The 20,765-nt window shown below is 70.4% G+C and carries 25 protein-coding genes; 13 read left to right on the forward strand and 12 right to left on the reverse strand.

Annotated elements, in window-relative coordinates:
• Positions 1-19: 19 nt before the first annotated feature.
• The 4 genes from ABZW30_RS22990 to ABZW30_RS23005 all read right to left on the reverse strand — a co-directional run bounded on the left by ABZW30_RS22990 (position 20) and on the right by ABZW30_RS23005 (position 3,777).
• Positions 20-1,201, reverse strand: a complete 1,182-nt coding sequence (locus ABZW30_RS22990) for a cytochrome P450 (RefSeq protein ID WP_355673029.1) — start codon at positions 1,199-1,201, stop codon at positions 20-22.
• 2 nt (positions 1,202-1,203) lie between these two features.
• Positions 1,204-2,448, reverse strand: a complete 1,245-nt coding sequence (locus ABZW30_RS22995) for an MAB_1171c family putative transporter (protein ID WP_355673030.1) — start codon at positions 2,446-2,448, stop codon at positions 1,204-1,206.
• A gap of 18 nt (positions 2,449-2,466) precedes the next feature.
• Positions 2,467-2,964: a regulator component gene (locus ABZW30_RS23000; protein ID WP_355673031.1), complete on the reverse strand. Its 498-nt coding sequence runs from the start codon at positions 2,962-2,964 to the stop codon at positions 2,467-2,469.
• A 102-nt stretch (positions 2,965-3,066) separates the two neighbouring features.
• Positions 3,067-3,777 (reverse strand): SDR family oxidoreductase, encoded by a 711-nt coding sequence (locus ABZW30_RS23005; protein WP_355673032.1) that lies wholly within the window; start codon positions 3,775-3,777, stop codon positions 3,067-3,069.
• A gap of 422 nt (positions 3,778-4,199) precedes the next feature.
• Here ABZW30_RS23005 and ABZW30_RS23010 point away from each other — a divergent pair, with 422 nt between their 5' ends.
• Positions 4,200-5,024 (forward strand): helix-turn-helix domain-containing protein, encoded by an 825-nt coding sequence (locus ABZW30_RS23010; protein WP_355673033.1) that lies wholly within the window; start codon positions 4,200-4,202, stop codon positions 5,022-5,024.
• 4 nt (positions 5,025-5,028) lie between these two features.
• Here ABZW30_RS23010 and ABZW30_RS23015 read toward each other — a convergent pair whose 3' ends face one another.
• On the reverse strand, positions 5,029-5,472 hold the full coding sequence (locus ABZW30_RS23015) for a helix-turn-helix domain-containing protein (protein ID WP_224274342.1): 444 nt from the start codon (positions 5,470-5,472) through the stop codon (positions 5,029-5,031).
• Between the two features lie 574 nt (positions 5,473-6,046).
• On the opposite strand from ABZW30_RS23015, the gene ABZW30_RS23020 reads away from it, so the two are divergent.
• The 11 genes from ABZW30_RS23020 to ABZW30_RS23070 all read left to right on the forward strand — a co-directional run bounded on the left by ABZW30_RS23020 (position 6,047) and on the right by ABZW30_RS23070 (position 15,399).
• Positions 6,047-6,202, forward strand: coding sequence for a hypothetical protein (locus ABZW30_RS23020; protein ID WP_355673034.1), 156 nt, complete (start codon positions 6,047-6,049; stop codon positions 6,200-6,202).
• Position 6,203: 1 nt separating this feature from the next.
• Complete coding sequence (locus ABZW30_RS23025; protein ID WP_355673035.1) at positions 6,204-7,241, forward strand: hypothetical protein; 1,038 nt, start codon at positions 6,204-6,206, stop codon at positions 7,239-7,241.
• Positions 7,241-7,948 (forward strand): ATP-binding protein, encoded by a 708-nt coding sequence (locus ABZW30_RS23030; protein ID WP_355673036.1) that lies wholly within the window; start codon positions 7,241-7,243, stop codon positions 7,946-7,948. Before ABZW30_RS23025 ends, ABZW30_RS23030 begins: the two co-directional genes overlap by 1 nt.
• A 110-nt stretch (positions 7,949-8,058) precedes the next feature.
• Positions 8,059-8,625 carry a WhiB family transcriptional regulator gene (locus ABZW30_RS23035; RefSeq protein ID WP_355673037.1) on the forward strand — a complete coding sequence of 189 codons (567 nt, stop codon included), beginning with the start codon at positions 8,059-8,061 and terminating at the stop codon, positions 8,623-8,625.
• Entirely contained in the window at positions 8,622-9,620 is a 999-nt protein-coding gene (locus ABZW30_RS23040) for a DUF2637 domain-containing protein (protein ID WP_355673038.1), read from the forward strand. Before ABZW30_RS23035 ends, ABZW30_RS23040 begins: the two co-directional genes overlap by 4 nt.
• Positions 9,621-9,703: 83 nt before the next feature.
• The gene (locus ABZW30_RS23045) at positions 9,704-9,928 is read left to right on the forward strand and encodes a hypothetical protein (RefSeq protein ID WP_355673039.1); all 225 of its coding nucleotides are present in this window, start codon (positions 9,704-9,706) and stop codon (positions 9,926-9,928) included.
• A gap of 179 nt (positions 9,929-10,107) precedes the next feature.
• Positions 10,108-10,530 (forward strand): MobC family plasmid mobilization relaxosome protein, encoded by a 423-nt coding sequence (locus ABZW30_RS23050; RefSeq protein ID WP_355673040.1) that lies wholly within the window; start codon positions 10,108-10,110, stop codon positions 10,528-10,530.
• Positions 10,527-12,275: a mobilization protein gene (locus tag ABZW30_RS23055; protein ID WP_355673041.1), complete on the forward strand. Its 1,749-nt coding sequence runs from the start codon at positions 10,527-10,529 to the stop codon at positions 12,273-12,275. The genes ABZW30_RS23050 and ABZW30_RS23055 overlap by 4 nt, the downstream gene beginning before the upstream one ends.
• 95 nt (positions 12,276-12,370) lie before the next feature.
• Positions 12,371-12,769, forward strand: coding sequence for a hypothetical protein (locus ABZW30_RS23060; protein ID WP_355673042.1), 399 nt, complete (start codon positions 12,371-12,373; stop codon positions 12,767-12,769).
• 470 nt (positions 12,770-13,239) lie between these two features.
• A complete protein-coding gene (locus ABZW30_RS23065) occupies positions 13,240-13,800 on the forward strand; it encodes a restriction endonuclease (protein ID WP_355673043.1) in 561 nt (186 codons plus the stop codon).
• A 420-nt stretch (positions 13,801-14,220) separates the two neighbouring features.
• Positions 14,221-15,399, forward strand: coding sequence for a DUF6236 family protein (locus ABZW30_RS23070; RefSeq protein ID WP_355673044.1), 1,179 nt, complete (start codon positions 14,221-14,223; stop codon positions 15,397-15,399).
• A 1,164-nt stretch (positions 15,400-16,563) separates the two neighbouring features.
• Here ABZW30_RS23070 and ABZW30_RS23075 read toward each other — a convergent pair.
• From ABZW30_RS23075 to ABZW30_RS23100, 6 genes are all read right to left on the reverse strand, one after another.
• Positions 16,564-17,049 (reverse strand): hypothetical protein, encoded by a 486-nt coding sequence (locus ABZW30_RS23075; RefSeq protein ID WP_355673045.1) that lies wholly within the window; start codon positions 17,047-17,049, stop codon positions 16,564-16,566.
• 479 nt (positions 17,050-17,528) lie between these two features.
• Positions 17,529-17,858 carry an esterase gene (locus ABZW30_RS23080; protein ID WP_355673046.1) on the reverse strand — a complete coding sequence of 110 codons (330 nt, stop codon included), beginning with the start codon at positions 17,856-17,858 and terminating at the stop codon, positions 17,529-17,531.
• Positions 17,859-17,945: 87 nt separating this feature from the next.
• Positions 17,946-18,158: a hypothetical protein gene (locus ABZW30_RS23085; RefSeq protein WP_355673047.1), complete on the reverse strand. Its 213-nt coding sequence runs from the start codon at positions 18,156-18,158 to the stop codon at positions 17,946-17,948.
• Positions 18,159-18,673: 515 nt separating this feature from the next.
• Positions 18,674-19,057: a helix-turn-helix domain-containing protein gene (locus ABZW30_RS23090; protein ID WP_355673117.1), complete on the reverse strand. Its 384-nt coding sequence runs from the start codon at positions 19,055-19,057 to the stop codon at positions 18,674-18,676.
• Between the two features lie 19 nt (positions 19,058-19,076).
• Entirely contained in the window at positions 19,077-19,421 is a 345-nt protein-coding gene (locus ABZW30_RS23095; protein WP_355673048.1) for a hypothetical protein, read from the reverse strand.
• Positions 19,422-19,527: 106 nt separating this feature from the next.
• Positions 19,528-19,800, reverse strand: a complete 273-nt coding sequence (locus tag ABZW30_RS23100) for a DUF317 domain-containing protein (protein WP_355673049.1) — start codon at positions 19,798-19,800, stop codon at positions 19,528-19,530.
• A 196-nt stretch (positions 19,801-19,996) separates the two neighbouring features.
• Here ABZW30_RS23100 and ABZW30_RS23105 point away from each other — a divergent pair, with 196 nt between their 5' ends.
• Positions 19,997-20,260, forward strand: a complete 264-nt coding sequence (locus tag ABZW30_RS23105) for a hypothetical protein (RefSeq protein ID WP_355673050.1) — start codon at positions 19,997-19,999, stop codon at positions 20,258-20,260.
• Between the two features lie 7 nt (positions 20,261-20,267).
• On the opposite strand, the gene ABZW30_RS23110 is transcribed toward ABZW30_RS23105, so the two are convergent.
• The gene (locus tag ABZW30_RS23110) at positions 20,268-20,753 is read right to left on the reverse strand and encodes a hypothetical protein (protein WP_355673051.1); all 486 of its coding nucleotides are present in this window, start codon (positions 20,751-20,753) and stop codon (positions 20,268-20,270) included.
• Between the last annotated feature and the right edge of the window lie 12 nt (positions 20,754-20,765).

The raw sequence follows: 20,765 nt of genomic DNA on the forward strand, positions 1-20,765 counted from the left end.
GCCAGGGGCGCTTGCCGTCCTACAGCAGGACCGGGAGCGATTCCAGCCCGTGGATGAGCCGGGAGTGGCGCCAGCGGAGCTGGTCGGCGGGCTGGGCGAGTCGAAGCTCGGGGAAGCGTGTGAGAAGCACACGTAGCGCGGTAGCCACCTCGGCGCGAGCGAGCGGTGCGCCGAGGCACCGGTGGATGCCGTGGCCGAAGGCCAGGTGCGCGTGTGCGTCTCCCCGCTCGAGATCGAGCCGGTTCGGGTCCGCGAAGCGGGCGGGGTCGCGGTTGGCGGCGCCCGGGCTGACGAAGACCGGGCTGCCTGCCGGAATGTCCGTCTCGCCGACTCGGACGTGTTCGGGAGCCCAGCGCCAGGTGGCGATGGCGACCGCGGAGTCGTAGCGCAGGAGCTCGTCGACCGCGCTCTCGATTCGGTTCGGGTCCGACCGCAGAAGCTCTAGCTGGTCAGGGTGCTGAAGGAGTGCCAGGACGGCGTTGCCGATCGCGGCGGTGGTTGTCTCGTGTCCGGCGACCAGGAGCAGCACCGCCAACGAGACCAGCTCCTGCTCGGTCAGCTGGTCGCCGTCGCTGTCCCGGGCAGCGACCAGGGCGAACAGCAGCGCGTCGTCCGGGGAGCGGCGCTTGGCTGAGACCAGCGCGGCCATGAATTCGGCGAGGGCGTGGGAGGCGGTGTCGATCCGCTGGGGGTCGTCGGCGGCAAACAGGTCCCTCGACCACGCCCGAACGCGGTCCCAGTCGGCAGCCGGGACGCCGAGGAGCTGGCAGATCACGGTGACGGGCAGCGGGATGGCGAGGCTCTCGATGATGTCGACCTGGTCTCCGGGCATCCACGATTCGAGCAGCTCGTCGGCGAGGTCGACAATGTACGGGCGCAGGCGGTCGACGGCACCGGGAGTAAACGCCTTCGTGATGAGGCGCCGCAGTCTGGTGTGGTCCGGCGGATCCGTGGCCAGCATATTCTGCGAAACGGCGGGGTGGAGGCTGCGGCTGGTCTCCTTGCCCGCGAAGAAGCGCGCTGTGTCCTTCGACAGCCCAGGATCGGCGAGTGCCTGCTTCGCCTCGCTGTAGCCGGTCACCACGTAGCCGGCCTTGTGTCCGGTGCCTGGGAGCTTCTGTACAGCGCCGTTGCGCCGGAGCGCCTCGTACGTCGGGTACGGGTCGCGGAGGAAGTCGGGATCCTGGAAGGGAGTGCTCATGGTCATCCGTTCGCGGTCTCGGGAACCAGGGAGGGCTGTCGTACGGATTGGACGATGCTGCTCGCGGCGTAGGCCCGCGCGACCGAGCGTAGCCAGGCCGTCTCGGCGCGGAGGTCTCCCGCGCGGGCCTCAGTGCCGGGCGCCTGCGGAGCACGCTCGGGTTCGGGGCAGCCACCGCCGACCATCGTCCGCAGGGCGACGGCCAGCACCGCAGCCTCGACCACGGCACCGCCCTCGGCCGCGCCAGCGAGTCCATGGCGTTCCACTTCTTGGGTTGCTGCCTGCTGAACCGCGAGCGACCGGTAGGGCTGGAGAGTGAGGACGGCGTCGCTGATCTCAACGACTCGGCGCTGCAGGAGGAAGTCGGCTTCGGCCGTGCCGGCGTCCGGTTGGAGGACGAGTCCGGGCATCGCGGCGGTGAGGTCGCGCCAGAGCGGCTCGAGGTCGGCGAGTGACCGAAGCTCCCAGCGCTGCTGGAGGTAGCGCGTCAGCGGCCAGAGGAGCGCGGGGAGGGTCAAGCCCAGGGTGATGAGCAGCACGCTGACTGCTGGAGCGGTGACAGCGAAGGCACAGTTCACCGGAGTGATCAGGCTCGTGCAGCGGTCATGCCCGGGGATCGCTTCCCAACCGAAGGTCGCTGCAACGGCATTGATCGTCTTGTACGTCGTGTAGACGAGAGCGAAGACGCAGCCGACGGCGGTGGCGCGAAGCCCGACTCGCTGGCTGGTGCGAGTGGCGGTGCGCGACCGGGTCCAGGTCTGGGCGAGGCAGTCGAAGATCGCGTAGGCGAGGAAGCAGATGTAGGCCAGCGAATACAGGTGCAGGGTAACGGGGGCTTCGTCGAGGGAGCCTTGGCGCTCGGAGGCGCTCCACATGAGGGAGGGCGGGGTGAGCGCGAAGGCCGCTGTCATCGTCGCGACGGCAAGGGCCAGGAGTCGGAGACGGATCCGGAGCCGCTGGCGGGCCTCCGCCGCAGGGTAATTGAGGAAGAGTAGGACCGAGGTCACGCTCGCCGCCGCGGACAGGGTCGCGGAGTTGCTCACCAGCCGGGAGAAGTCGAGCGCGATTGAGTCCTCCAGCTTGCGAACCACTGGAGCGTAGGCGCTGAAGGCAACGGCGAAGCAGGCGAGGAAGGCGGACATGCTCAGGGTGCCGGCCGGGCGCTGTCCTGGTCGGCGTCTGAGCGCCCAGTAGAGGGAAGCTGCCAGCAGGAGGATGGGCATCCCGTCGAAGATGGCGCTGATCACGTGAGTTCCTCGGAAGGGTCAGGAGAAGATGGCGTCCCAGCGCTCGTCGGCTCGAGCCGGACGAGGCGATGGGTGGAGCCTCTCGCGGTAGGCGCGCTGGCGGATGAGCGTGGCCAGGAGTTCGGCCTCGCGCTCGTCTGCTGTGGTGTAGGTGGTGCGGCCCGACATCCGCAGCGCGAGGGTCGGGTTGAACCCGATGCTCTCGGCGACGCCGTCGCCCAGAGCCAGGGAACCCGGGTGGTCGCAGAGGATGTGGCTGATCTCGTGCGCCAGGATGTGCATCTGGTGCGCGGCGGATGTGCCCTGCTCGACGAAGAGCAGGTCGGCCGACGGCGTCTCGACTCGGATGCCGCACGGCGTGGAGTCGCCGGCGTCTGCCGGGAGCTGGCGGAAGACGATCGGCTTGCCCCGCAGGGTGGCTACCGCCTCGCGGAGTTGCTGGGTGCCGAAGCGATGGGGCAGTTCGAGGAGAGCGAGGCGCTGCTCGCATGCAGCTCGGAGCTGGCTGCTGTCCATGGTCACCCCTGGAAGAAGACGAGCCTGTTGGGGAACCCGTACAGGATGTGGTCGGGCGATCAGCACGGTGCGGGACTTGAAGCCCGCGTCCGGGAAGGAGCGTCAGTGACCCATGGCGGCGCCGCCGTCGACTGGGATGACCGCCCCCGTGATGTAGCCGGCCTCGGTGCTTGCCACGAAGCGGACCGCCGCCGCGATCTCGCTGGGCTGGGCGATTCGGCCCAGCGGAACCCGGGCGACGATCTCGTCGAGCCGCTCCCGGCCCAGGACGGCGGTCATATCGGTCGCCGTGAGCCCGGGGGCCACCACGTTCGAGGTGATGCCCCTGCTGCCGTACTCCCGAGCCACGGAGCGGGCGAACCCGATCAGGCCGGCCTTGGACGCGGCGTAGTTGGCTTGGCCGGCCTCGCCCGCTAGCGCAACCGCCGACGAGATGAACACCAGCCTGCCGCCTCGCCGTGCGCGCAGCATCGAGCGCAGGGCTCGCTTGGCACATCGGAAGGCCCCGGTCAGGTTGGTCTCGATGGCCGCAGCCCAGTCGTCCTCTGACATACGGAGAAGGAGGGTGTCGCGGGTGACGCCAGCGTTGACGACGACCGCCTCGACCGGGCCATGCTCGGCTTCCACTGCCGCGAACGCCTGCTCGACATCCGCAGGCGACGTCACGTCGCACTTCACGGCGAACAGCCCCGCAGGAGCCTCGCCGGACCGGGAGGTGACCGCCACATGGTCTCCGTGGTCGGCCATCTGGCGAGCGACCTCAAGACCGATCCCGCGGCTTCCGCCGATGACCAGAACAGAACGACCCGACATGGTGCTTCTCCCGTACACGCGCTGACGACGACAGGTGGGGGCAGGCAGTCCGTCACAGCTCTGCGCCGGAGGACACTCGAACCTGCGCTCTAACCATGCCGGGCACTAAGAGGAAGTGACGCTTCCGGGAAATCATGCTTCCGCTTACGCATCGTGACGAGGAGCCGCCAGATCACCTCGCCGACCTTGGCGCGCGAGATGCGCCGCACGCCGATTGCTGGGCGTAGTCGACCCTTAGTCATGGCGGTCTACGCCCGTTGCATTCCAGCGGTGGCAGGCGGTGGAACGTTAAACATTCGCATGCGCTGAGTAGCGAGCGAAGTGCAAATCAGACGTTCTGACAAAATGTCAGTTGATCTGTGAGTTGCGCCACGACTTCAGAGGAGCCTGGAAATCGGGAGCGGAGGAATAAGCTCTCGGCTGTGGATAATCCGGGAATCGGGTCGGGTCTGCATGATGATCCCGCGCAGTCCCTGAGTGAGCTTCTGCGTTCGTGGCGTGCGCGCGTGGATCCTCGACGAATTCCGGGGCTGGTCCGTGAGGGCCGGCGCGGCTCGGGGCTGTCTCAGATGGACGTTGCCTGGCTCACCGGCGTGACTGATCGCTGGTATCGCGAGCTGGAGCTTGGGCGCCAAGCGAACTTTAGTCCGGCCTTTCTCGACCGGCTCGCCCTAGCCTTGAGGCTGTCCGAGGCGGAGCGCGAGGTGCTGTATCTGAGGACTGTGGGGCACTCGCCCCGCCAGCGTCCAGTCGTCGACGCCGAAGCAGTCAAGATCCTCGACGAGGGGATGCAGCAATTGCTGGATAACCAACTTCCCAATCCCGCCTATCTGTCGGATGAGGCGTGGAACGTCTTTGGGCACAACCAGCCCCAAATCGAGTGGTTTCCCTGGATCCCCTACGAGCCCAATGTCATGAAGTGGGCTTTCCTGTACCCAGAGGCGCGCGTTCAGCTCGTCCGGTGGGCAGAGGACTGGGCCGGCCCGATGCTTGCTCAGTTGCGGTACGCCTGCCTCCAGAATCCTGAAAAGGCGGATCTCCAGCAGGTTGCGCGCGAAATTCTCCAAGGCAGCCCGGAGGCGCGGGAGATGTGGGAGCACGCGGAGCTGATCCATCATCCGGACGGCGACATTCGGCGGCTCCGGCTGCCGTATCACGGCGAGCAGGAGATCGCCGTCCGGATGATGGTCCTCGCGCCGCTTCGGCGGACCACCGTGCGACTCATGATCCTTATGCGCATGGACTGAGCGGCTATTCGCTCAGGTCGACGCCTGGAAGATCGTCGGACGGGAGCCCTTCCAGCACTCGAGCCTGCTCGATGACGGTGTGCACCATCTTGAGGCTCGCGGTGGAAAGGCCGGCGGACCGAAGGGCGACCGTCGCGATCTGCTGGTCCCGCATCGCGGCGACGAGCTGGATCTCAGCGGCGGTGCGCTCGGCCACCTCATCGTCGAAGAAGTAGCCGGCGGGCACGCCGAAGAAGTCGGCGAGGGCCTTGATGGTGGCCATCTTGGGGTTGCTTCGCGCACCGGTACGCAGTTGCTGGATGCCGCTGGCGGTGATGGCGCCTTCGCCGGCCTCCTTGATGGCGTTGGCCACCTCGGCGTACGTGTATGCGCCGCGACCCTTTGGGTGAACCTCCCGGAACAGCTTGTCTAGCCGGTCGGCGAACGTTCGCCCTGCTCCGTTGATCATGCCCACCTCCTGTCGTCACGACCAGTGTAGCCACTGCAGTGTGTGGTCTCGCCCCCTGAGGCTCAAATCTCGACACAGCAGTTGACTCGGAGGCGCAACTGGAGTGTACGTTGATCCTGCCGAAGCGGGCTCAGCAGTGGAAATCCCCTGGTGGGGCGCCAGGCAAACGCTCTGGACTGGCCGCGCAGGTGCCCCCTATGGTGCTGCTCCCGCAAGCGGCCCGGGGCGGGGCCAGCAGGCTGGCCCCAGCCGCACCTTGCATGGACCCAGAACCGAGCGGAAATGAGACCGGCGTCCGGGAGCTACCAACTCCCAGACGCCGGGCCGGCACCCCGAAGGGTGCCGATTCACAACCACGCACGCAGCGGGACTTCTTTGCACGAGACCGCTGCGTGCGCTCCTACGAGCCACGGAGTATCGCATGCCAGCCACGCCCAGCGGAACCGCGCGCCCGGATGAAGGCCGCCACCGTCGGCTCGCGTCCCAGCTCAACGACATGATCCCCGGCGCCGCCACCCTTCGGATCAGTCTGACCGATCCGAAGCATCGGTGGCCCCACCCCCATGCCTCCGCAGTGGACACAGCAGGTCGCCCGATCGACATCACTCGTGTCACCGCCAAGGTCGCCGCCCGCTGGGTGCTGCGGACGTGGCCCGACGCCGACTGGAGCCTGCCCCACGCGCTGGACCTCGGCACCGGAGAGTTCGCCCTCGCCGCTCGGGGCCGCTGACATGGCTCGCATCCGATCGGTCAAGCCGGAGACCTGGGTCTCCGAGACACTCGCCGAGGTGTCCGTACCGGCGATGATCACCTTCCTCGGCATGACCAACCACGCCGACGACCACGGCAGGCACCGCGACCAGGCCGCGATCATCTACGGCCTGATCTGGCCGCTGCGCGACGAGATCAGCCGGGCTGACGTCGAGGACCACCTTCGGCAGCTCGCCGCCGTCGGCGCGATCTGTCGGTACACCGGCTGCGACGGCCGCAACTACTTCCACTACCCGACCTGGCACAACCACCAGAAGATCGACAAGCCGAGCCTGTCCCGGCTGCCCGCGTGCCCGCACTGCGAGCCGGAGCGGTGCGGCGTCTGCAAGGGCCCCTGCATCCAGCGGGCCGCCCTCGTCGACACCCGGGGAGCCATCGCTGAGCGAGCTTCGAGTGCTCGCCGCGAGTTCGCCGAAACCTCGGCGAACGCTCCCGCCGGGCTCGACCAGCTCCCCGAACTGTTGTCGGTACTGCCCGCTCACTTCGCTTCCGGCGATGACGCTGAGGCAGCTGCTGGCCAGGAGGCGGCATCGGCTCCCAAGAAAACCGCAGGTCAGGAGGCATTCGCTGAGGACTCCCCGAAGGCTCGCCGAACCCTCCCGGAGCCCTCGGCGCCTGGATCTAGGATCTTGGATCCTGGATCTTCTTTCCCTACGGGGCGCCAGGCGCCCGACGCGGACACCGTCTCGGCCAACCAGCTGGTCGGCGAGTACGTCGTCGCCTGCAGCCAGCGCCCGCCGGGCAGCGTGCTGGGCCACCTCGGCAAGGTCGTCAAGACCCTGCTGGACGAAGGCATCGCGGCTGAGCACGTCCGGTCCGGGCTGTGGCGGTTCGCTGAGATCCAGGGTCACCCGTCGCGGCTGCCGAGCCTGGTCAACGACGCCATGAACGCACAGGGCGCCGGCTTGGCGCGGCCGGGAATCCGGCCTAACGTGCCCGCTCACCAGGCGTGGACCAACCCGGTCGACGCCGTCGCCGCCTATGCCGAGGAGCTGTGATGCGCACCCACCGCGACCCGCAGACCCTCGCCGACGGCCCCTCGGTGCTCGACCGGATGGCCCGGATCCTCGCCGCCCGGGGGATCCAGCAGGCCACCGTCGACGCCCTCCCGGACGAGGCGGAGCCGTACTCGCCGGAGGACGCGCTGTCCGCCGGGATGCCGCCGCGCTACCGCGATGCGGTCGCCGAGCACCCGCAGGTCATCGCCTGGGTCCGGCAGGTTGCCGTCCAGGCCGTCGCCCCCAGCCTCGGCGCCCGCCGCCAGGTCGCCACCGGCCCGAGCCTGCTGATGGCCGGGGTCGTAGGCGCGGGCAAGACCCACGAGGCGTACGGCGCCGTCCGCGCCCTGGTGCAGGCCGGCATCGGCGTGCGCTGGCGGGCGACCACCGCCGCCGACCTCTACGCGGAGCTGCGGCCCAGCTCCGACACCGACGCCGAGCGGGTCCTTGCCGCCCACAGCCGGGTGCCGCTGCTGATCCTCGACGACCTCGGCGCCGCCAAGAGCTCCGAGTTCGTCGAAGAGCAGACCTACCGGCTGATCAACCGCCGCTACAACCACATGCTCCCGACCCTGATCACCAGCAACCTGCCGATCAAGGACCTCCGCACCTGCCTCGGTGACCGCGTCACCTCCCGGCTCGCACAGATGACCACCCGGGTCTCCTTCGAGCCGGTCGACCGCAGACGCCTCCAGCGCGCCGCCTGACCGCCGCCGTGCCCGGCGGCCCCACGGCGAGCCGCCGAACCTTCACCGACCCAGCGCACCCCTCCGCCGACGCCGACCTGCGTGCGGAGAGCGATCGGAGCACACCCCGCATGACCACCACCGCGACCCCTGCCCGCCACCGCAGCCTCGGCGACCACACCTGGCAGGACCAGGCCGCCTGCAACCCGAGCGAGTACAACCCCGTCGACCCGGAGACCTTCTTCCCAGGGCCGGAGGAAGCCGACAAGATCGCCACCGCCAAGGGGCTGTGCGCCCAGTGCCCCGTCGCCCGCGCCTGCCTGGATGCCGCCCTGGAGACAGGCGACACCCACGGCGTCAGGGGCGGGCTCACTGGAGAGGAGCGCGAGCCCCTGCACGCCAAGATCGCCGACCGTCTCGACTACAGCCGGGTCAACGCCACCCTGGCCGGACGCGACGTCCACCTCACGAAGGCCGAGCGCCGAGCGGTCGCCCTCGCCGGGTACCGCCAGGGCGTCCCGGTCGAACGACTCGCCTGGCTCCTCAAGATCACCGATGAGCACGCCCTCAAGCTCTACCGCGAGACCCGCCGGGCGATCCGCCACCGGCAGATCGCCGAGGAAGCCTCCCGCGCTGCGACGGCCGGCACCGGCGCTACCGACCAGCTCGGCCGCGACGACTTCGGGACGGCCGCATGAGCACCACCACGCCGACCACCGCCCACGTCACCGGCTGGGACCGGGCCGTCGTCATCGCCCTCGGCGCCGCCGGGTGCGCGCTCTCGTACGACGCCCTCCAACAGATGGCCGTTGCCATCCACGTCCGAGGCTTCCTCACCTACCTATTCCCGCTCGTGATCGACGGGTTCATCTCCTACGGGGTGCGCGCCCTCCTGGTGCTGCGCGACGCCCCGCTGCGGGCCCGGATCTACGTCTGGACGCTCTTCGGCGCAGCCACCGGGGCCAGCCTGTGGGCCAACGCCCTGCACGCGATCCGCCTGAACCAGCAGAGCGTCGCCAGCGGTCTCCGGCTGAGCGACACGGTGGTCGCCGTGCTGTCCACCATCGCCCCGCTCGCGCTGGCCGGAGCCGTCCACCTCTACATCCTCATCGCCCGCGGACAGGTCAACCCGGCTGACCCGGACAGCCGGGTTGACCGAGTGACCGAAGCCGACCTCGGTCAGGTCGCCGTCGATGTTGACCTGACCGAGCGACCGGGTGCGCTGACCGGTGGTCAGGACAGGACCGGCCACCTCGGTGCCGGTCAGCCGGTCAGCCGTCCGGTCACGGCCTCGGAGAGTCCGCCGCAGCTGACCCCGGTCGGCGCGGCCAGCCTGACCGAGCCCGCTGGCCTGGGCGGTCACCCCGGTGCCGCCCAGCCGATCACCAGCCGACCGGCCGTCCTCGGTCAGGTCACCGCGCCGCAGGTCAGCCTCGTCGAGACAGCCGGTCAGCCGGTCACCGGTCAGCAGGTCACTGACCGGGAGAGTGCTGACCGCCGCACTGACCTGGACACCGAGGAACTGCTGGCCATCGCCCGCGACGCAGTCGAGGCGGAGGACAAGCTGACCCGCCGGGTGGTCGCCCAGGCGATCCGGGGTCAGCAGATCCCGCTGTCCAGCGCGACCCTGACCCAGCTGATGGCCCAGTTGCGCGACCAGCACGGTCAGCCGGTCACCGCCGGTCGGTCCTGACCGACACCCTGCCGCCGGGGTGACCGATCCGGTCACCCCGGCTGGTCACCCACTCCAACCACGACCGAACGAGGGCACCCACCATGCGCACCACCCCCGCCACCTGGGCCGAGGCGGACTCCTGGCTTGCCGTCATGCTCCAGCGCGGCCACCTCTACCGCGTCGAAACCGGCTCTGACGGCACCCGAAGTGTTCAATGCGGCCGGCACTCCCGCCCCTGGACCCTCCACCACCCCGTCCTCGCGCTCGACTTCGTCGAGGACCTCCTCCGCGAGATCCGCCAGCGCGACAACGAGGCCAGCCGGTGAGCGCAGGCGGGTCGGAGGGGAGCACGGCGGGACGGGAGCGTGCCCGTGATCAGGCTCCTGGCGGAGCAAGTTGTGGGGTAGGCCATGCTTACCCCGCCACCGCCCCGAACGGGACGGCGGCAGCCCGGTCGGCGGCAGACCCAGGGGGGCCTGCCGCCGACCGGGGAGTCGGCCCGGGGGTGCCGACAGAGGAGGAGAGCGCGCCAGCCACCGCTCGTGCCACCTCGCGCCGCCGCCGTCCCCGCCACGCCACCCAGCGTCGCACCTGCGTCAGCCTGCGCTTCAGCGAAGCCGAGTGGGCCGCAGTCCAGCAGGCCGCTGACCACGCCGACCTCGCCCCGGGCGGTTTCTCCGCTGCCGCCACCCTCGCCGCCGCTACCAGCACCGACCCGAGCGCCGCCGTCGCCGACTACCGGCGCGGCATCCAGGAACTCATGGAGTCCAACAGGCAGTTGGGCGCGGTCGGCAACAACCTCAACCAGCTCGCCCACTACGTCAACGCCGGCGGCCAGCCGGGCACCGAGGTTCGGCAGCTCCTCGCCCGTGTCGAAGCCTCCATCGACGCGGTCGACGAGGCGGTGTCCTGGATGGTCCGACGGTGATCCCCAAGATCCGCATCGGCACAGACCGCGCCTTCCCTCTTATCGACTACCTCTTCGGACCCGGCAAGCACGAGGAACACACCGACCAGCACCTCGTTGCCTCGTGGAACGGCTTCGCGCCCGACCCGGGCCCCAACCCGGAGCGGCACCAGGTCGCTAAGCTCGCCAACCAGCTCGACCAGCCGGTCAAGGCCCTCGGCACCCGCGCGCCGGCCAACAAGATCTGGCACTGCTCGCTCCGTACCGCCCCCGGTGACCGGCACCTGGACGACGCCGAGTGGGCCGCCATCGCCCGCCGCATCGTCCACGCCACCGGCATCGCCCCCGAAGGCGACACTGCCGCCTGCCGCTGGGTCGCCGTCTGCCACGCCGACGACCACATCCACATCGCCGCCACCCTGGTCCGCCAGGACGGCCGCCTCGCCAACCTCTCCTTCGACCGGCGCAAGGCCCAGGCCGAGGCCCGTGCCATCGAGAAGGAGTACGGCCTGCGCCAGCTCAACCCCGGCGACGGCAGCGCCGCCAAGACCCCCACCAGCCAGGAGCACTTCAAGGCCCAGCGAACCGGCCGCACCGAGACCCCGCGCGAAGCCCTGCGTGAAGCCGTCCGCCAGGCTGTCGCCGGGGCCGCCACCGAAGCTGAGTTCTTCACCCGCCTACGCGAGGCCGGTCTGCGAGTGAAGCTGCGCCACGCCCCCTCCGGCGACGTCCTCGGATACAACGTCGCCCTGCCCGGCGACCGCAACGCCGGCAAGGAGCCGATCTGGTTCTCCGGTAGCACCCTGGCCCCTGACCTCTCTCTCCCACGCATCCGCTACCGCCTTGACGCCGCACCCGCCACCGACACTCCGCAGCCGGACAACAGGCCGGACCGGTCCGACCGCTCTGCTCCCGCGCGCCGCCGCCGGGACGCCGCCCACGCCGCCGAGCGCGCCGCCGACGTCCTCGAGCAGGACGACGATGAGGCCGCCGCTGCCCAGCTCGTCGGCGCCGGTGAACTTCTCGACGCCCTCGCCCAGACCTCCCCGGCCGCCACCCGCGCCGAACTGCGAGACGCAGCCCGTGCCTTCGAACGCGCCACCCGCAGCCACGTCCGCGCCGAGACCGCCGACATCCGCGCCCTGCGCTCGGCCGCCCGTGGAATCGTCCACGCCGGCAGCGCGCTCGGCCGTGGAGAGGACGGCGGCGCCACTGCTATGGTCCTGTCCACCTTCGTCCTGGTTACCCTGGCCGCCGCCCGCTGGCACTCCGCCCGCGGCCACGCCCAGCAGGCCGCCGCCTCCCGCCAGGCCGCCGACCACCTACGGGCCGCCTACCAGCAGGCTGCTGCCACCCCCATGCGCACCATGCGCGAGTACGGCCGCGCCCTCCCGGAGGGCGAGCGCCGCCGCCACGACACCACCATCCGCACCGTCCTCGGCGCCGCCGGCAATTCGACCGGCCCGACCCGCGAGCACGATGCCCTGGCCGCCGTCCTCGCGGAAGCAGAGCAGGCAGGCCACGACCCCAAAGCCCTCCTGGAGAAGGCCGTCGACCGGCGGGAACTGGAAACCGCCCGCAACACCACCGACGTCCTCGTCTGGCGCATCCGCCGCCTCGCCGACCTGCCCGCCAACCCCGAACACCCCCGCACTCGTACAGCCACTAGCACCCAGGCCCGGACCGGGCCAGCACAGGCTCGCACCGCCCAGCCCGCACCGCCCCAGCCCGCGACTGACCCGCGCCGCCCGGCACCACGCCGCTGAACCGACAACCCGCCGGATGGCCTTCCCGAAACCCCTCGACACCCGGCTCCACCGGGGTGTCACGCAAGTACCCGAGCACCGCGAACGGAGAGCCCGTGACCAGAACCACCGAGCACACCACCACCGCCCCGGCCCCGATCACCACCCCGGTCCCGGCCGCCTCCGACCCGCTCCTGCAACTGGAGTACGAGACCCAGACCCCCAGCGGCCCGGAAGCTGTCCGGGGCGTCCTGCATCCGGCCGAACTCGCGCTGCGCGGCATGCCGGTGACGTGCTCCGCCTGCCGGGCCAGCCGCGACTGGCTGCTGCTCAACCACCGCCGCAGCGTATGGGTGCGCTGCCGCTGCGGAAACGAGTGGCTGGAGCCGGAGATCACCCGCAAGGACTTCGACGCCCTGATCGCCAACCCGACCTGGACCCACCACCCTTCGACCAACGCCGCGCGGGTGGCCCTCGGATTCGACGGCACCTTTGTCGGCATCTACCTGGGGTAACGAGCGCTATTGCAATGGATGCAGCACTGCATGATGCCCGCGCGGCCGCCATGCGCCCGGTGCCGCCCGGCAGCGTGTCGACGTCGAGTGGCGGCCAGCGCTGCTCACGCCGGTCTGGAGGGCGGTCCATTCCCGGCTCGGGGCTCGGGGTTAGGCCGTCGTGGCCCTCTCGGTGGCTAGGCCCGCTTGTCAGGGGTGACCAGTAGCATCCATGCCCCAGTGGCCAAGGGGGCAGACTCGTGGGAAATGACCGGAATTGGGACCTATGCATGTATTGCGGCAGGCCGGTGAGGCTCACCGGAGACAGCGCTGATGGCTCCCAACACAGACTGGCTGGCGGCTGGGTGGGGGCGGTTCACGATGTTGCTGCCCGCTGCGGCAAGCGGTTCGTGCCAGTTGAGAAGCAGCTCATACCCACCAATGAGCTGCAGCGGCACCAACTTGTGTACCGGCCGGATGGAAGTTGGCGGGTGGTCGAGGCAGTCGGTGCATTGGGGCCGGCGTCGTTGCGCGCCTTGCACTCAGCCTCTGACTTCGACTGTGCGGTCGTCACCGCCGGCGATGATGCGACCCTGTGCCGCGACGACGATCTGTGGATGCGGGCTCGCCCAGGCAAGCCCCGCGACTTCCTTCCGCTGACCATAGGGTCATTCGCGGATGTCCATAGCCTTGACCACACCCAGTTCGAGCACCTGATCGCGGATCTGCTGTACCTGGCGGGTTGCAGCATCGTGCAGGAGAACGGAAAGACCAATGACCGCGGCGCGGACGTCATCGCCGTGACTGCCGCCGGCCGGAGGCTCGTGGTTCAGTGCAAGCGTTGGACGAGCAAGGTGAGCTTCCCCGAATTGACCAAGGTGGGTGGGACGGCTCGGCAGCTCCACAAGGCCGATGACGTGTGGGTAGTCGCCCTCACGGGTTTCACGGAGCCCGCATGGGACTACGCGGAGGAGGCGGCTATCACCTTGGTGGACGGGCTAGACCTGAAGCACTGGCTGCAGGGCAAAGTGCCCGCCTCCCTCGTTGGCTGAGACCTAGCAGTCGTTGCCTTTCTGATCGTGGTCGGCTTGTTCTCGCTGGTCACGGTCTGGGCCTTCGTGAGGAGCCCAGGCCGGGAGCTCGCAATGAAACGGCGCGCCAGCAGTGCGTCCTGCGAGGAGCACTGCTGGTGGCGCGGGGAGTGTGACCACCGGGGAATACGACGTGCCTGGAATATCGCCTCTTCACCGGCATCGCGGGCGAAGTCGACATTCCCGCGCCCTGGGCGCGGGATGCGCCGCGTGACTGGGCTGGCGGCTTCCCGTCCCAGGGGTTCGCGCCAGCCCTATGGGCGGCGGCCGAAGGTGCCCCGCGTACCTGGAGTGCCGGTGGCAACGCGGGGAGCCTGACGCTTAACATTCTGTGGGTCCTTGATCACGATTGGTCGGGACAGGGGGAGAGAAAGGCGATCGATGGCGCTGCAGACCGGGCTCTACTACCCGTACGTACACTTGCGAGACGAGTCCTGGGCGAAGGCGGCGGCGCTGTACTGGCGAAACCTGGCCCGCGTGGTGCCGACCGGTTTTCCTGTGCGAGACCGCGACGTCATCAAGGAGCTCAACCAGGGCTCGGGATTCCTCGTCGACACCGATCCGCGGCCGGCTGTCGCGAGGGTCGCGCCGGCGTTCGTCGAAGCGATCCGGGACAATGCAGAGGCGCTGCGCGCCCGTTTCGCTGTGGAAGACCGCCGGTTCACTTCGCGCTGGCAGTCGGCGCCGATGCTCGCCCCGACCACCCGAGACCTGACCGGCCTCTACCCCGAGGAGGTGCCCGCGGAGCTGGAGGCTGCGCTGGAGGAGGCCGGGCTCGCTTACCGGGACTGGCGGCAGATGGTCGGGCACCAACAGGTGTCGTGGGTGGTCGTGGACCCGGCTCTGGCCTGGACATACAAGTGCGCGATCACCGAGGAGTTGGCGCGCCGGACGGCGTTCGCGCCGGTCACCGACCAACTGGACGCCTACACCGCGACAGGCGAGTGGACGGCCGAGCGCATCACCGACACGCTCCTGGGTGGCGCCGCGCCGACGGTCGGACGGGAAGCTGCACAAGCCAGGATGGCCATGATGGCTGTGCAATGCGTCCTACCGGCAGACCTGCGCCACGTCCCGGCGGACAAGATCGTCCGACTGAGGACACAGTACGCCGACGAGTTCGCCGCATTCGCCGCAGCGGTCGAGGCAGCAACGGCCGACGTGGTCGGCGCCACGCAGGAGGTTACCGACCGCGCGGCCTTCGAGCTGCACCTCCAGGGGGCTTTCGACTCCCACCTCGCCCAGCCGCTGGAATCGCTCCGCAAGGCGATGAACGGCCTGAAGCTGGACACCGTCTTTACCACGCTCACCGTCAAGCCGGAGGTGACCGTGCCCGGGGCCGGACTCGCCTGGCTGCTGGGAGGAACTGCCACGGCAGTCGGCACCGGCATCGCGTTCGCCGCCCTCGCGACCCGCCAAGCCGCCGCCCGCGAGCGCGACACCCTAGTGACCTCCTCACCTGCGGGCTACCTTCTGCGCGTGGAAAAGGAGTTGAAGCCGGCAACGATGCTCAGGCGCGCAGGCCGGGTGATGGCGCGTACCGCAGGCGTGGGGATCTGACGCCGGCGCCGGACATGAGCCAGGGCCCGCGCCGCGGTGTGGTGCGGGCTCTGGGCCTTCGCCGCGTCGCTGCCGCAACGGCAACCCGCCGTGCTCCGCCGGGAGAACGGCTGGCGGGTACCGACACGCTGGCCGCCGGACCAATACGACGCCCTCGGAATAAGTACTCTCCACTGGTAAACAGGCGCGCCAGCTCGCCGGCTACCCAGACCTGCGGACGGGCCGCCCTCGCCCCCTACGGCGGACTCCGGCCAGCCCAACGACTGTGCCCCACGGTGCGCCGCGCGCTCGCCGCCCTGCCGCGACCCGGATTGCGGACGCACGCCGGGGATCGACCCAACCCCGCTCGCCGCGGCCCTGCACCGCCATCAAACGGACCTTCGCTGCCGCACCCCGGCGCCATGAGCGTCCCCTTACCCGGGGCGGCGCTCCTGGTCCGGCCGAGCAGAACGACGTGAATCCCACCGCGGGGCTGGACACGGACGGCTGACACCACCCAGACCAACCCCGGCTGCGCCCGGAAAGGCACGTGCGCACTCTGGAAGGAGCGGCCCGCCTCCGAACCCCCGAGCGGACCAGCGGGCCGGTCCAGGCGTCAGTGCCAGTGCACTTCGATGTGTTGGGCGAGGGACGTCAGAGTGGTGACGAGCAATCCGGAGCCGGCGGAGGCCAGGACCGAGCCGCTCATCCGGCTCGAGTCGCACCAGGCCGGCCGCTCCCGACCCGGCTGCGGCACCTGCAAGCGCAGGTCCGCGCCGCCCTGCCGGAGACCGCCAGAGCGTGGCGAGCACGGTCCATGCCTGAGGCCGTACGAGCCGGGTGTGGTGGGGCGTGCTGGACGAGACGGAACCGATCGCGGCTCCGTGATCCCGCGCTCGTGAAACACGCAGAGGGGGTGCCCAGCCACGCTACCAGGCACCCCTCCCCGCGTCTGCCGCAAGGTAGTGATCTCCTGGCGGTGCACGCCTACAGTGGTGCGCCGGGATCATGAACGCTGAGAGGGCGCAATGGAAGCTCGTATACGTAGGGATTCGGTGTGGGGCCCCTTGTCGGAGGACACGATTTGGGGCGTGGTTCCCAGCCGCCACCGCGGCTGAAAACCCGGACCCGACCCGCCGGGACCGTGCAACGAGCCTTGACCTGACCGGAGGTCTCGGGACCGGATTAGTAGTTGCGGTCCACCATCAGTTCGTCCTTGCCGTCGGCGGGCGCGCCGACCAACAGGAAGACCGCCGGAACGTCCTCCTCGTCGCCGCGGGCGGTCTCGGCGAGCAAGGTAAGCAGCGCCTCGTCGGCGTTCAGCTCGAACCACTCCCCGGTGCCCTCGGTCACGACGAACCACTGCCCGCCCGGGCCGAAGCCGTCGACGAAGACCTCCAGCGTGAACTCCCCGTCTCCCCCGCGCACCCGGGCTGCGGTGATCCGGTCGCCGCGGACCTGCATCCGTGAGGCCGCCGCGTCGGCGCGGACCGACAACCACACCTGCGGGCTCCTGCGGCTCGGCAGACTCCCGAGCAGGGCGTGGGCGACTGCGGCCAGGCCCTCCCCGGTCGCCTCCGTGACGTAGTTCTCCCCGGTCCGCTCGTCCGCCTTCCGCGCCAGCCGGTCGGCCAGCGCCCGGTGGTCGGTCCCGTTCGCACCCTGCCTCATAGGGTTTCCCTTCCTCCAACAGCCGGCCGGACATCGACCGGACAACCCAACCAGCCTGCCCGGGGCGGGCCTTCCGTATACCGGGACAACCCGACGGGTGTGTCCTGGTGCAGGGTCTGCCGGATTTTCTGTCGCGGCCTCCGCTTCGATCTGGCACGACGTCATGGGACCGTTTACGGTGCCGTTGTCGCCTTCTGCGGCGCGCCTCCGCCCTTCGCGAATCCGGCCCGGGTCAATCCGGCTCGGGCATCCCGGAGACAAGGAGGAACGCCGGTATGGACGGTGACGGACCCACCCCGCCCCGGAAACCGAAGTTCGGTTGGTGGCTGCGGCGCAATGCCGCAGCGATCGCGGCGCTGGCCGCCGTGGCGGCGTTCAAGTAGCCGCAAGGCCGGGAGCCTTCCCCGTGAAGGAGCCATCACCTCCCGACCGACCTGAGAAGCCCCCGGCCAGGACTAGGCGGCCTTCTGCGGTGGTGTTCAGGAGTCGGCGAGGCGGTTGGAGAGTTCGAGGGCGGCGGTGGCGACGGCGAGGGCGGAACACAGGCCGGTGACCTCGTACAAGGTCGGGCGCACCAGGCGGGACCAGTCGTCGGGGGCGGCGGGCCAGGTGGCGAGGCGGACGTCGGTGGTGGCGAGGCCGAGGTGGGCGGTGACGTCCCAGCCGGCCTCGGGGGCCTTCTCCCACCGCAGCAGAATGCGGCCGAAGGGGAGGCTGGAAGCGGTGGCCGGGATCCAGAGGACCTCGATGGGGCGATCGGGGTCGGTGGGGACGCGGCGGACGAGCGCTCCGCTCGCCCATGGCGGCACGGGGTGCAGCGCGATGCGGTCGAGGGGCTGTGGGTGGGCGAGGCGGTGGGTGGTCGGGATGTGGGTCTCCTTCGTGCGGGCGGTGGTTCAGGCCCAGGCGAGTTCGTTGCGAACGGCGGCGGGCAGGTAGCTGTCCTGGCCGTCCTCGGCGAGGTAGGCGATGCCGTCGTGGACGACGACGTCCGTGCCGATGTAGTGGGCGAAGGCCCAGTCCGGGTTGACGGCGAGGCGGACGCGCAGGTTTGGGTCGACGGTCTGGAGCTGGGCGATCAGGTGGGCGACGGTCAGGTACTGGGGCACGGTTGTCTCCTCGGCACGGTGGCCGTTCAGGTGTCGGGGCGGAGAGGGCGTTGCGGGTCGAGCCGGGAACCTCACGCGGGTGAGCACGGTGTCCGGCGCAGGGGGAGAACGAGGACGGGTTCGTCGGCGGGCCACGGGTCGCAGCACTCCCACGGGTAGCTCCGGGCGAGGACGACGGTGCCCTGCGGGCCCTCGACCTCGGGCAGGCCGCAGACGCCGCATCCGCACGCCGGGTCGTACGGTCCGGGATCTGCCGGGTAGGGGCCGCAGGCGAAGTAGTCGGTGCGCTGGTAACGCCCCGGGCCGCCGGGGGTGAAGGCGGAGACGATGAGGTCCCCGGGGCGGACCTCATCGGCGCGGACGATCCGAAGGGCCGGGCTGGCGAGGACGCGGCGGGAGGCTCGGTGATCGGTGGCGGCCGTGACGATGACCGGGTGGAAGTCGACGCGATGGGTGTTCGTGGCGGTGTCCCTCGTGGTGGGTGCCCCGGGTCGGGCCGGGGCGACGGCGGTGGTTCAGCCGGCCAGGCGGTAGCAGCGCAGGGGCAGCGGCTCGCCCTCGGCCGCGAGGAGCACCAGGCCGTCGTCGGCCAGGCGGGCGAGGGATCTGGCGACCGCGCCGTCGCGCAGGCCGAGGGCGGTGCCGATCTGGCGCACCCGTGCGCCATCGGGTGATTTGGCGAGTTGGGCGACGACACGGGCGTCCCGGCGCAGGCCGCTCTGGTGGACGTCGTCGAAGGCCAGCAGCAGGCCGCTCGCGCTGAGGGCGAGGCCGAGGGCGAAAGCGGCGGACTGCGGCGGGACGGAGAAGGCGTTGGCCAGGCCCAGTGCGCCGATGGCCGGGCCGGGGATCCGGGCGAGGTCGATGGTGATCGTCAGGGTGGTCTCCTTCGCCGAAATCGCGTGCCGGGGTGGTCGGTTAGGAGCGCTGGCGTGGAATGGGCGGGACTTCGCCGCCGTGGGCCTTGATCAGGTCCCGCACCAGCGCGACCGGGACGTGCAGGTACACGGATTCGGTGGGGTGGCCTTCGTCCGCGCTTGGTCCGAGGTACTCGCGCCAGCGGGCCCATGGTTCAGGACGCCGGGTCGGAAAGCCGACCTCCAACGTCACGGCGGGCAGCAGGAACACGTCGGCGGGGTCGGGGGCGAGCACCGAGAGGCAGAAGTCGTCCGCGCACACGATGTGCGAGTCGGCCAGGGTGAAGTCGAGCGCGTTGCGCGCGGCGCCGTAGGCGATGAGGTGGTCCAGCCGCGGTGTGGGCAACAAGTCCTCCGAAAAGGGGAGTTGGCGCAGGTCAGCGGGTGTGGCTGCCGATGAACGCGGCGAGGAAGGCGGCGACGGCCTCGGAGGGGGTGTGGACGCCGAACTCCTAGGTCCATGCGGTGGCGTCGGCGGGCTGGACCTGGATGCGCCAGACGATGCCGCGCTTCCAGGCGCCGGGGTCCTCGGGCAGCCAGCCGACGTATACGCGCCCGTCCGGGCTGGTGCAGTGCACGTTGGCCTCGGGGCTGTCGACCCTCGGCCAGCCGAGGCCGCCGAGCAAGGTGAGGACCGGCTCGGCGCTGTGGTCGGAGGAGAGCCAGGAGCGGTCTTCTGCGGTCGGGCGGACGGGGGTGGGCAGGAGGCTGCTGGGGGTGTTCACGGGGGCCGGGTCCCTTCGTTGACCTGCGGTTTCGGCGACATGAGTACGTTGACATGCGATGTACCGAAGCTCGTAGTCGTTTCCCCGGGTACGGCGGTCTGCCGTGGGCGAACTGGAAGGGAATGGATCGCGGCCCCGGGGTGCTGAACCAGGGTTGCGGCGTCGGGCCGTACGGGACTGGAGGGGGACGAAGGCGATGGCGGCGAGCAGAGGCCGGGACATGGCGGCGCTGGAGCGCAAGATCCGCAGCGCGGGCCGAGCGTGGACGATGGGCGACGTCACGGTGATCGCCGAAGGCCAGTGGGCCGTGCGCACCGCGAGCCGGACCGAGCGGGAGCAGGACAAGGCGGCGGAGGCGCGGCTGGCGGACGGGCAGCGGGTGGAGCTGACCGTGGAGGAGCTGGCCCGCGTGGTGGGCGCCACCGACCTTGGCGCCCACCACGGCCGGGAGGCGAACTGACCTGCGGCTAGCGCCGGTTCGCCACGTGCTGGGCCGCCGCGGCCGGAGCTGGCGGGGTGGGCTGGCCAGTGGGCAACCCGAGCGGGCGGTGCGCCTGCGAGGTCCGGCTCGTGGCGGCCCGCACGCGCTCGGCGTCGGGGCCGCCTTCGGCCTTGAGCACGAGTTCGCGGGCGTCGACGACGTGGCGGATCATCTGGAGGGCGGTGTTGCTCTCCGCGTGGGCCGTGCGCAGGGCGCTCGCCGAGGCGGTGATCCGGTCGAGGTCGTAGAAGGCGGGGACGTGACCGGGCCGGGTGAGTGCGTGCAGCCGCTCCTGGTGCACGGCAATGGAGTTGGAGACGACGACGAGGTGGGACCGGTGGTGCATGGCCGAGCGCAGCATCGGGTCCTCGACGGGCAGACGGGGTGCGGCCTTCTGCAGTTCGGCGATCGGGCGTCCCCAGGCTTTCTCGATCATTGCGTCCGCGTGGTCGAGGGCGGGGGCGTCGGACACGGCGTCCTCCAG

Source organism: Kitasatospora sp. NPDC004669 (assembly GCF_040609455.1).
Taxonomy (GTDB): domain Bacteria; phylum Actinomycetota; class Actinomycetes; order Streptomycetales; family Streptomycetaceae; genus Kitasatospora.